Source organism: Fulvivirga aurantia, assembly GCF_009711475.1.
Classification (GTDB): domain Bacteria; phylum Bacteroidota; class Bacteroidia; order Cytophagales; family Cyclobacteriaceae; genus Fulvivirga; species Fulvivirga aurantia.
The window spans coordinates 1-346 of sequence record NZ_SMMD01000063.1 but is presented as its reverse complement, the minus strand read 5'-3'; the positions used below and the strand labels follow the sequence as shown (position 1 = coordinate 346).

At 33.8% G+C, this 346-nt stretch carries 1 protein-coding gene; it reads left to right on the top strand.

The features are described from left to right. Positions 1-96: 96 nt before the first annotated feature. Positions 97-346: DUF2071 domain-containing protein (locus tag E1176_RS00105; RefSeq protein ID WP_185152446.1), on the top strand; the 250-nt coding region annotated here is incomplete at its 3' end.

Sequence of the window (346 nt, the reverse complement as noted above, 5' to 3'; positions counted from 1 at the left end):
GGGGCGCATCAACTCTATTTTTGCACTGCTCTTTATTTCTATAGTTTATTTTAAAGAGTTTGTTTTAAGAGATAGGGTTTACATACAAAATAGGTAATGGAATTTTTAAAAGATCATCCTTTTGCAGTCGAAACACATTTCGAAAATTCGATTGTTCTTACATACGCTGTTAAAAAGGAAGAGCTTCAAGAGTTTATTCCAGAGTGTTTAGAGCTCGATACGTTTGAGGATAAATGGGCATTTGTTGCATTAGCAATGGTAAATACCAAAAACTTACGCCCAAAAGGTTTACCCAAAATATTTGGTAATGACTTCTTTTTAATCGGCTATAGAGTGTTTGTGCGAT